Raw genomic sequence first — 9,643 nt, 5'->3', positions numbered from 1 at the left:
TTCTTCTTTGCAAAGTTAGTTGAGGCCGTGCCCGCGGAAAGCGAAGTAATTAGTCGGAGCATTGCCAATATACACAAACATTTCAAAATAACTACTTGGCTTAACGCAGTCATTGCACTGATTTTATACTTTCTTAACTTACAAAAAAAGAAACCCTATCTAGGTTTCCCAGCTTGTTTCTGATTTCATTTTTCCTTAAGAGCAAAAAACTACTTACTTTTGCTTTTCCAATCAAGAAAGAAAATATACATTGAAGCGTTGCCCATGGAAAACGACGCTTCATCAAATACTGCTATTTCACTATTAAAACGCTCCTTAAGTAATACAGAATCAATGTTTAATCTGTCTACACAAAGTAAAACTTCAATCCGTGGGGGATTTGTTTATCCCCACGGATTATTCGTAAAACCAATCGGACATTTACTGGCAGTCGATCCCCCGCTTAATCCGTATTATTGCTTGAATTAAGATCTTACTGAGTTATTAGCGAGATAAAGGAGAGCATATCAAAAACGCTTCTCAGTAGCTTTAATTACCATCAAGAGGCTTCGCTTATTCTAGACGATTCGTTTCTAAAGGATAATGTTTTAAGAAGTAAACAAGTGCTTGTAGCTCAACCGCTAAATCAATATGATGAACACGAATATGTTCTGGAACCGTAATCCTCGCTGGAGTGAAATTTAAAATCCCCGTAATCCCTTGCTCCACGAGTCGATCGGTGATTCCATCCGCTTCACTAGCAGGGATTGTTAAGATTGCCACCTTTACACCAGCTATCTTGTCTTCTAAATCTGCAATATTATATACAGGTACATCACCAATCGTAGTTCCAACCTTATCGGGATCACTATCGAACGCCATCTTTATTAATATATTATTATTTTTCATAAAATTATAATGTAAAAAGGCAGTACCTAGATTACCTACGCCAATTAGTGCAACATCCGTTGTTTCATCCTGATCGAGCGTCTTACGAAAAAATCCCAATAGGTATTCGACATTATAGCCATATCCCTTTTTACCCAATGCACCAAAATAAGAAAAATCTCTGCGAATGGTAGCAGAATCGACTTTTACCGCATCACTTAATTCCTTGGAGGACACCCTTTTTTTGCCCTGGTGATTCAAATTATTTAAAAATCGATAATACAATGGCAAGCGTTTAGCAGTTGCTTGAGGTATTTTATTTTGATCCATGGTCATTCCTTCTTTCCTTACGATAATAATCTCCAGATTTACCACCTTGTTTTTCGATTAAAAATGTCTGGCCGATGGTCATCCCTTTATCAATCGCTTTGCACATATCATATACTGTCAATGTAGCAGCAGACACAGCAGTAAGAGCTTCCATCTCAACACCTGTAATTCCTTTCGTTTTCACAGTGGCATCAACAATTAATTCATATGTATCATGTGACGTATCCCACTGAAACGAAATATTAACGCCCGTTAATGGTAACGGATGACACATTGGAATAAAGTCTGGTGTCTTCTTTGCTGCCATAATACCTGCAACTTGTGCAACTGCAAGTACATCCCCTTTTTTTATAGCATTTCCAATAATCGCCTCATAAACTTGTTTGTTCATAAGGATACTGGATCTAGCGATTGCCATACGATTCGTTTCTTGCTTATCACTAATATCCACCATATGCGCCCTACCCTGTTGATTAAAGTGTGTAAAATCTGACATTTGCCCAACTCCATTGCTTTGAACTCCATCTCTATTCTAGCAGAAAAATGGAAATAAGTCGTGATCGTTTTCACAATTATATTGCTTGCGTTCATGTAATTAAGATACACTAGTATGGATGAGGTGAAAAGCTATGATACTTATGCAAATGAATGGACTTTCTAAGGCATTTGGTGCTGATGAGATTCTATCGAATATAAAAATGGAAGTAAAAGACAATGATCGTATTGCTATTGTAGGTAGAAATGGAGCTGGAAAGTCTACACTATTAAAAATAATGGCTGGTGAACTCAGCTATGATGATGGTGAGCTTTTCCAGCCTAAGGATTTAACAATCGGTTACTTATCACAACATATGTCACTTGAATCAAATCAAACCATTTGGGATGAAATGCTCGCTGTATTTACGGAATTAAGAAAACAGGAAGAAGAGCTACGTCTCCTTGAAAAGCAAATGGAACAAACGACTAACCATTCAACTGACAGCTATGAAAAATTATTGGATCAATACGATAAACTACAACAGGTCTTTCAAAGGAATGGCGGATATACCTATGAAGCAGATATAAAAGCTGTTTTAACTGGCCTAGATTTTCATCATTTTGACTACCAAACACCAATTGAAACACTAAGTGGTGGTCAAAAAACTAGATTGGCACTAGGAAAACTGTTATTAAAGAAGCCACAGTTACTTATTTTAGATGAACCAACAAACCACTTGGATATTGATACATTAAATTGGTTAGAAAACTATCTAATAAGCTATCCTGGAGCTATCATCATCGTCTCCCACGATCGTTATTTTCTAGATAAGACCGTATCCATCGTTTATGAGATTTCCAGACATAAAACGAAAAAATATCATAGTACGTATAGTAAATTTTTAGAACAAAAAGCTTTGGATTTTGAAAAAGACCTAAAAGAATATGAAAAACAACAATCTGAAATTAAAAAAATGGAGGATTTTATTCAACGAAATATTGTACGTGCGTCTACAACGAAGCGTGCCCAAAGTAGGCGGAAGCAGTTAGAAAAAATGGACAAGCTTGATCGACCTTTAGGAGAAGAATCTTCTGCTTCCTTTTCATTTCATATCGACAAAAGAAGTGGAAATGATGTCTTAAAAATCAATGATCTGTCCTTTCGTTATGATGGTGAAGATAATGACTTATTTCACCATGTAGATCTGCACCTAAATCGTGGTGAAAGTGTTGCTTTAGTAGGACCTAATGGAGTTGGTAAAACTACGTTATTAAAAGTTATATTAGGTAAACTGAAGGCTGCAAAAGGTAACATTCAGCTCGGAACAAATGTTCAAATTGGTTATTATGATCAAGAGCAGGCAAATTTAAACTCTTCAAAAACGGTATTGATGGAACTCTGGGATGATTATCCGACGATAAATGAAAAAGATATACGCACCGTTCTTGGTAACTTCTTATTTTCAGGAGACGATGTCTTAAAGCCAGTGAATGCATTAAGTGGGGGAGAAAAAGCAAGACTGGCATTATCTAAATTGATGATGCAAAAAGCCAATCTGCTTATACTCGATGAACCGACAAACCATCTTGATATCGATAGTAAGGAAGTACTTGAAGCTGCTTTAATCGATTATCCAGGTACGATACTTTTTGTTTCTCATGATCGCTATTTTATTAACAAAATTGCTGATCAAGTGATCGAAATGCAAAGATCCAATACGATGCTTTATTTAGGGGATTATGATTATTATCTAGAGAAAAAAGCAGAAGAGGCAGAAATACAAAGATTACAGCAAGCTGAAGTAGTTAAACAAAAGTCAACAACTGAAAAAAAGCGGAGCTACAAGGAAGAAAAGCAATTAAAAAGTGAAAGACGCAAGAAGCAACGACGAATTGCTGAACTCGAGGAAGAAATTGAAAAACTAGAGTTAGAAATCAATCAGATAGAAGATAAAATGACACAGCCAGAAATTTTCCAAGATCATGAAAAGGCACTTGAATTAACTCAAGAGACGCAAAATCGAAAACAGCATATTGAACGATTAATGGAAGAGTGGGCCGAGCTACAAGAGGAATAATCGATTTAAAAGAGCGCCCCAACATAGTAATCTAGATGAAACAAATCCGAGCTATATTCCGAATATACGAAGTTATATTTCGAAAAATAGCTCGGGTTTTTTATCATTCTTTGAATGCAATGATTAGGTGGTTCCTACCGAAGTATGAAATAGTTAACCTTAGATGGATGACTTCTAAAGAAATTACACGAGTCATCTAGTTCTACATAAAGCGTCCCATATCCTAGATTTCGATGATGATATGCCACATCTGCTTGTAAATAAAAAGCTACATGATCGCAATTTTATATCATGTAGCTTTTTTAGATGACCATATTTATTTGAATAGATAATCATTTTGGATCGAGTTTTCCACAGCTATTCGATAAATCACGCCAAAGCCAAGCATTGTGGATAATACGGAACTACCTCCATAACTTATCAACAATAACGGAATTCCTGTTACCGGCATAATTCCTATTGCCATCCCAACATTTTGAAAAACGTGGACTAACAGCATACTCAGATAGCCAAAACAAATATATGATGCAAACGGCGAATGCTGATAAATAGCGAGCCCAATCGTGACTAACTTATATAGCAACATAAAATATAGAAAAATGACAAGCGCACTACCGACAAATCCAAAGCTCTCTCCAATGATGGAAAAGATAAAATCGGTTTGTGCTTCTGGGAAATTAACCTGAGGTGTCCCAAGCCCTTTTCCAAATAATTGCCCTGAACCAAGTGCCATAAAAGCCTGGTCAAAATGCCATGTAGCATCACTTGTTTGTTGCGTAGGATCAAACCACGTCATAATTCGATCAATCTGATACGCCTGGTCGTCTCCAACAATTTTCTTAGCTAGATCCGGGAATTTTACAATAAATCCTAATACAGCGCCAAGTACCGCTGAAATACTAACAATTAAAAACATAATGATTTTCCAATCAATTCCCGATAATATAATAATCATCCCTGCAATGAATAGATACACCATTGCCGTACCAAAATCAGGCTGTTGCATAATTAAAAAGACGGGAGCTCCAACTACTGCAAGAATTTTAACTAACATAAGTATGTCTGACTTTACAGTTGGTCTTTCAAATTTTTGCTTATGGCTGTGGATAACAGCAGCCATGTATATAATCGTCGTTATTTTCGTAAACTCAGCGGGCTGTAACGAAAGTCCAGGAAGCTGGAACCAGCTTTTTGCACCATTAACAGGCTTTGCGATCGCATCTGGACTAATTAACAGCACAGCAAGCACAAGTACACCAAATCCATAGATGAAAACACTAGCCTTCTGAATTTGCTCAATATCTAAATACTGTATGGCAGCTACAATACCAACACCTATTGTAAACCAAACGATTTGTTTTAAAACAAAGTTCTCATTATATTGATCCAATTGCTGGGCGTTGTAAATGGAAAGCAAGCTGACACATACAAACAAAATAAATAAGATAATTAAATCATTCTGTATATAAAAGGACTGTTTCTTAGACACTGCTCAATCACCAAATTTCTCTAACATCATTAAATGTTGTATAGTTATCCACAAGCTCAAAAGTGAATAACATGCATTATATCGCTATTAATAAAAAGATACACACATTATCCACATGTTTTTATGCAGTTTTCCACAAATTTACCCACTTTCAACATGACTATCTGACAGACTTCCAATAAGTTATGAACATTTCTGTGACAACCTGTGGATTACTTATTACTTTAAAAGTAACGAAGGTCTTGCATTTAATTCAAGCCCTGAACGTCTACCTTGTTCAAAAGCAATTGTCCCTGCAGCAGCAATCATTGCAGCATTATCCGTGCAGAGGTTTAAAGGAGGTATTAATAAAGGAATACTAGTCTTTGCAAATTCTGCTTCCAACGCACTGCGTAATCCTCTGTTAGCTGCTACACCGCCTGCAATAATAACCTGTTTAACATCAAACTCCTTTGCTGCACGAACCGTTTTAGTAGTTAATACATCAATTACACTAGCTTGAAAGCTAGCTGCTATATCCTCTTTTCTAAGTTCTTTTCCACGTTGTTTTGCATTGTGAATGGTATTAATAACAGAAGACTTCAGCCCACTAAAGCTAAAATCATAGCTATTTTGCTCTAACCAAGCTCTAGGAAAATCGATTGCTTCTTCTCCTAGTTCTGCCAGCCGGTCAATTTGCGGGCCACCTGGATAAGGTAATTGCAACATACGTGCAACTTTATCATAGGCTTCTCCTGCAGCATCATCCCTTGTTTCGCCAATTAATTCATATGCTCCATGTGATTTCATAAGAACAAGTTCTGTATGACCACCAGAAACGATTAATGCAAGCAAAGGGAATTCAAATTCCTTTTCTAACCGATTTGCATAAATATGTCCAGCTATATGATGTACACCAATCAACGGTTTTTGTTTAGCAAAAGCCAATGCTTTAGCAGCATTCACACCTACTAATAAAGCACCTACTAAACCTGGCCCTTCCGTAACTGCAATCCCATCAATAGCTTCCCATACCGTATTTGACTGTTGTAGTGCTTCTTCCAGTACATACGTTATTTGTTCCACATGATGACGGGAAGCTATTTCTGGAACTACTCCGCCAAATCGTTTATGACTATCAATTTGTGATGCAACGACATTGGCAAGAATTTCTCTTCCATTTTTTACAATGGCTACTGCAGTTTCATCACAACTTGTTTCAATTCCTAATAGTATTGTGTCTTTTTTCATGTTAAATTCACCCACATTACAATTGCATCTTCCTGATTATCTGTATAATAATTTTTACGAATGCCGCCTGATACCAACCCAAATTTACGATATAATTTTTGTGCTATCATATTCGATTTACGAACTTCTAAAGACAGACGACTGACTCCTTTCATTATCGCATATCGAATAGTATAGTGGAATAGTTTTTCTCCTAATCTTCTCCCTCGAAAAGATGGCATAATAGCAATATTCGTAATTTGTGCATCATCCAGGACTATCCACATACCTACATAACCGACAATAGTATCGTCAAGCTCCATCACAAAATAATATGCATGTGGATTATCGGTAATCTCCTGATAAAAAATGTCTGTCGTCCATGAATTGGTAAAAGATGCCTTTTCCACTTCCATTACTTGTTGAACATCAGCTACTTCCATTTTTCGTATTGCTACGTTACTCATTCGCTTGCTTTTCCCTTTGTTGCTCAAGCCATTTCGCTTCTGCTTCTGCAAGTCTGAGGTAATTTGGAGTCAACGTATGTGTAGAATCAATGGGTTTATCTTTAGATGCTAATATCAAATGAGATGCCCTAGGTAGATGATAGGTAGGTTCTGGAATCATGGCATTTATTCCTACTATCCGTTCAATAGCTTCCTGATGAATATGCATGTCAGGACTTAAAAACAAAACAGGCTTGTCATAAGCCTTAAGCTTGTTTAATAAATCCTCCATGGAAATATTTGATTCAGGTACAATCTCTTCCATAATCGTACCTTGCCACTGATAGGTACTGGAATAAACCATTCCCCTTCTAGCATCAAAAAAAGGACAAATAAGACCATTAAAAAATCGCCCTTGATATGCAAGGACTTCCAAACTAGAAATGCCCACTATTGGTATATTCAGTGCCCAGGCCATTGTCTTTGCTGTAGACAACCCAATTCGAACTCCTGTAAATGATCCAGGACCTTTTGCAACAACAATTTGCTCTAATTGATCAGGCATTAATCCAATATCTTTCATTAATTGATCAATTGCTGGCATTAAACGTACGGAATGATTCTTCGCTAAGTTTGTATTTATTTCGCCAATGATTTGCTCATTTTGTTGAATAGCGACACTCATTACTTGGTTCGAGGTATCGATAGCAAGTATGTTCATGTAAATAACTCCTCATTCTGCTAAATTATAACTGTAGTTCATTTAGAACGTATTTAAAATGGTCACCCCATGCAGTAAATGCTAATTCTCTCGAATGCTCATTAATGTATGAAATAGTTATTTCTAGACGATTTTGTGGTAAGTAATCTTGAATATATCTTGCCCATTCAACGATACAAATACCGTCTCCATTAAAATATTCATCAAACCCTATGTCCTCATCTGAATGTTCTAGTCGATAGACGTCCATATGATATAACGGCAGTTCGCCTTCATACTCTTTAATAATCGTAAATGTTGGACTTGTCACATTTCGTTTTACTCCTAGTCCAACTGCGATACCCTTTGTAAAGGTTGTCTTTCCAGCTCCAAGGTCACCTTCAAGCATAATAACATCCCCTGGCTTAAGTAATATCGCAAGTTTTTCAGCAAGCTGTATTGTTTCTTCTACTGTATGAGTTGTAATTTGATATGTATCCAATAAATCCACCTACTTTAAATGTGTGTACCCCTGCTTTGGTAAAGTGTAATCCCTACCATCCTTATTGATATATACCTTTCCACTTGTATCCTCGTTTATAACTTTACCTATTTTCGTTATTCTAACAGGTAATAATTTAGCTACGCTCTTTAACTCCGACCAGTCCGCTGACGGAACAGTACCTAATAATTCAAAATCTTCCCCTCCAAAATATTTCCAGTTATATTGTAAATCAGAAGGAAATTGATTATATGTCTCATGAACTGGAATTCGATTATCCTCTAATTGAATAGTTACCCTTGAAGCTTCCGCAATTTCTGCTGCTTCACTTGCAATGCCATCACTCACATCATTTAATGTGATTCGAGTAAACTTCTGCAAATGAGCTGCAAAATCGATTTGAGGTGTGGGTAGTTGATGCCTTTTAATAAAATACGCTGCGTTATCGTAGGAGCTTGGATTTGTCAGAATATGAAAGCCTGCTTGTGAATCACCTAATGTACCCGTTACAAATACAATATCTCCAGCTTTAGCAGTATGACGGTAGCGAATTTTATCTTGATCAACATAACCAATCACAGTAATAGATAAAGATAGTTCTTTGCCCGATACTGTGTCTCCACCAATTAAGTCCATGTGGTATTTCCCAGCCATTTTCTTCATGCCAGCAAAGATCTCAGCAATTTCTATTTCGGTCCAAGTCTTAGGAATAACAATAGAAACTAGATAAAAAGCAGGAGTTGCTCCCATTGCAGCTAAATCACTTAAATTTGCTGCTAAAGCCCGAAATCCTACATGAAAAGGCTCCATCGTATCCCTTCGGAAATGGACTCCTTCTACAAAAGTATCAACTGCCGTTACAATATCTGATGCAGATTGACGTATAACAGCTGCATCATCCCCAATACCTTTGATTAAAGTAGGCTGGCTATAATATGTTTGTTTTATTGAATCAATTAATGAAAATTCATCCATTTACAAGTCACACCAATTTCTTTTTAAGCTATATTTTATGATAGCAAAAAATGTTGAAAAATGAAAAAGGAAACCATACTAGATTGGAAATAACATGAAGTAGATAAGGATGGATATTTTACTTGATTCGGGGCGACAGCTTCTTGATGAAAATTCCTATTAAATATAAAAAACACACGATTTTCAATAATGAAATCCTGTGTCTACCTTTATAATATTAGTGGCGGTCCGGACGGGACTCGAACCCGCGACCTCCTGCGTGACAGGCAGGCATTCTAACCAACTGAACTACCGGACCAATTTATTCAACTATAATAATGTTATTCAGTGTAGTTAGATGAAACGTTTTGGTTACATTTTACAGTACTATTGATATTCAATTAACCAATATAGTTAATAATGTAATTTGGTTGCGGGAGCAGGATTTGAACCTGCGACCTTTGGGTTATGAGCCCAACGAGCTACCAGACTGCTCCATCCCGCGATATGATTATAACTTGGCCTGGCGGCGTCCTACTCTTGCAGGGGCAAAGCCCCAACTACCATCGGCGCTGGAGAGCTTAACTTCTG

9 protein-coding genes and 2 tRNA genes are annotated in these 9,643 nt (G+C 36.8%); 1 reads left to right on the top strand and 10 read right to left on the bottom strand.

The genetic code is table 11. From position 1 onward, the window contains the following. Positions 1–552: 552 nt before the first annotated feature. The gene (locus ABDZ84_RS17180; RefSeq protein ID WP_026680376.1) at positions 553–1,203 is read right to left on the bottom strand and encodes a redox-sensing transcriptional repressor Rex; all 651 of its coding nucleotides are present in this window, start codon (positions 1,201–1,203) and stop codon (positions 553–555) included. Next, complete coding sequence (moaC, locus tag ABDZ84_RS17175) at positions 1,184–1,693, bottom strand: cyclic pyranopterin monophosphate synthase MoaC (RefSeq protein WP_121604545.1); 510 nt, start codon at positions 1,691–1,693, stop codon at positions 1,184–1,186. The genes ABDZ84_RS17180 and moaC overlap by 20 nt, the downstream gene beginning before the upstream one ends. Before the next feature lie 133 nt (positions 1,694–1,826). On the opposite strand from moaC, the gene abc-f reads away from it, so the two are divergent. Beyond that, positions 1,827–3,752, top strand: coding sequence for a ribosomal protection-like ABC-F family protein (gene abc-f, locus ABDZ84_RS17170; RefSeq protein ID WP_343782375.1), 1,926 nt, complete (start codon positions 1,827–1,829; stop codon positions 3,750–3,752). A gap of 316 nt (positions 3,753–4,068) precedes the next feature. Here abc-f and ABDZ84_RS17165 read toward each other — a convergent pair whose 3' ends face one another. From ABDZ84_RS17165 to ABDZ84_RS17130, 8 genes are all read right to left on the bottom strand, one after another. Further along, complete coding sequence (locus ABDZ84_RS17165; protein WP_166531002.1) at positions 4,069–5,241, bottom strand: FtsW/RodA/SpoVE family cell cycle protein; 1,173 nt, start codon at positions 5,239–5,241, stop codon at positions 4,069–4,071. 219 nt (positions 5,242–5,460) lie between these two features. Next, positions 5,461–6,471, bottom strand: a complete 1,011-nt coding sequence (tsaD, locus tag ABDZ84_RS17160) for a tRNA (adenosine(37)-N6)-threonylcarbamoyltransferase complex transferase subunit TsaD (RefSeq protein ID WP_166531003.1) — start codon at positions 6,469–6,471, stop codon at positions 5,461–5,463. Beyond that, complete coding sequence (rimI, locus tag ABDZ84_RS17155) at positions 6,468–6,917, bottom strand: ribosomal protein S18-alanine N-acetyltransferase (protein ID WP_343782371.1); 450 nt, start codon at positions 6,915–6,917, stop codon at positions 6,468–6,470. The genes tsaD and rimI overlap by 4 nt, the downstream gene beginning before the upstream one ends. Then, the gene (tsaB, locus tag ABDZ84_RS17150; RefSeq protein WP_026680370.1) at positions 6,910–7,617 is read right to left on the bottom strand and encodes a tRNA (adenosine(37)-N6)-threonylcarbamoyltransferase complex dimerization subunit type 1 TsaB; all 708 of its coding nucleotides are present in this window, start codon (positions 7,615–7,617) and stop codon (positions 6,910–6,912) included. Before tsaB ends, rimI begins: the two co-directional genes overlap by 8 nt. A gap of 25 nt (positions 7,618–7,642) precedes the next feature. Continuing rightward, entirely contained in the window at positions 7,643–8,098 is a 456-nt protein-coding gene (gene tsaE / locus ABDZ84_RS17145; RefSeq protein ID WP_026680369.1) for a tRNA (adenosine(37)-N6)-threonylcarbamoyltransferase complex ATPase subunit type 1 TsaE, read from the bottom strand. Between the two features lie 9 nt (positions 8,099–8,107). Next, positions 8,108–9,073 (bottom strand): thiamine-phosphate kinase, encoded by a 966-nt coding sequence (gene thiL / locus ABDZ84_RS17140; RefSeq protein WP_026680368.1) that lies wholly within the window; start codon positions 9,071–9,073, stop codon positions 8,108–8,110. Positions 9,074–9,294: 221 nt separating this feature from the next. Continuing rightward, a tRNA-Asp gene (locus ABDZ84_RS17135) sits at positions 9,295–9,371 on the bottom strand. Between the two features lie 109 nt (positions 9,372–9,480). Then, a tRNA-Met gene (locus tag ABDZ84_RS17130) sits at positions 9,481–9,557 on the bottom strand. Positions 9,558–9,643: the final 86 nt, after the last annotated feature.

Origin of the sequence: Virgibacillus salarius (assembly GCF_039521925.1) — a bacterium.
In the GTDB taxonomy this organism is placed as follows: domain Bacteria; phylum Bacillota; class Bacilli; order Bacillales; family Amphibacillaceae; genus Virgibacillus; species Virgibacillus salarius.
Note: the sequence above shows the minus strand (reverse complement) of the source record. Positions and strands in the feature narration are given on the sequence as shown.

Coding starts and splice junctions, on each gene's coding strand:
- moaC (WP_121604545.1), bottom strand. CDS start 1,693: ATGTCAGATTTTACACACTTTAATCAACAGGGTAGGGCGCATATGGTG.
- thiL (WP_026680368.1), bottom strand. CDS start 9,073: ATGGATGAATTTTCATTAATTGATTCAATAAAACAAACATATTATAGC.
- abc-f (WP_343782375.1), top strand. CDS start 1,827: ATGATACTTATGCAAATGAATGGACTTTCTAAGGCATTTGGTGCTGAT.
- tsaD (WP_166531003.1), bottom strand. CDS start 6,471: ATGAAAAAAGACACAATACTATTAGGAATTGAAACAAGTTGTGATGAA.
- rimI (WP_343782371.1), bottom strand. CDS start 6,917: ATGAGTAACGTAGCAATACGAAAAATGGAAGTAGCTGATGTTCAACAA.
- ABDZ84_RS17180 (WP_026680376.1), bottom strand. CDS start 1,203: ATGACCATGGATCAAAATAAAATACCTCAAGCAACTGCTAAACGCTTG.
- tsaB (WP_026680370.1), bottom strand. CDS start 7,617: ATGAACATACTTGCTATCGATACCTCGAACCAAGTAATGAGTGTCGCT.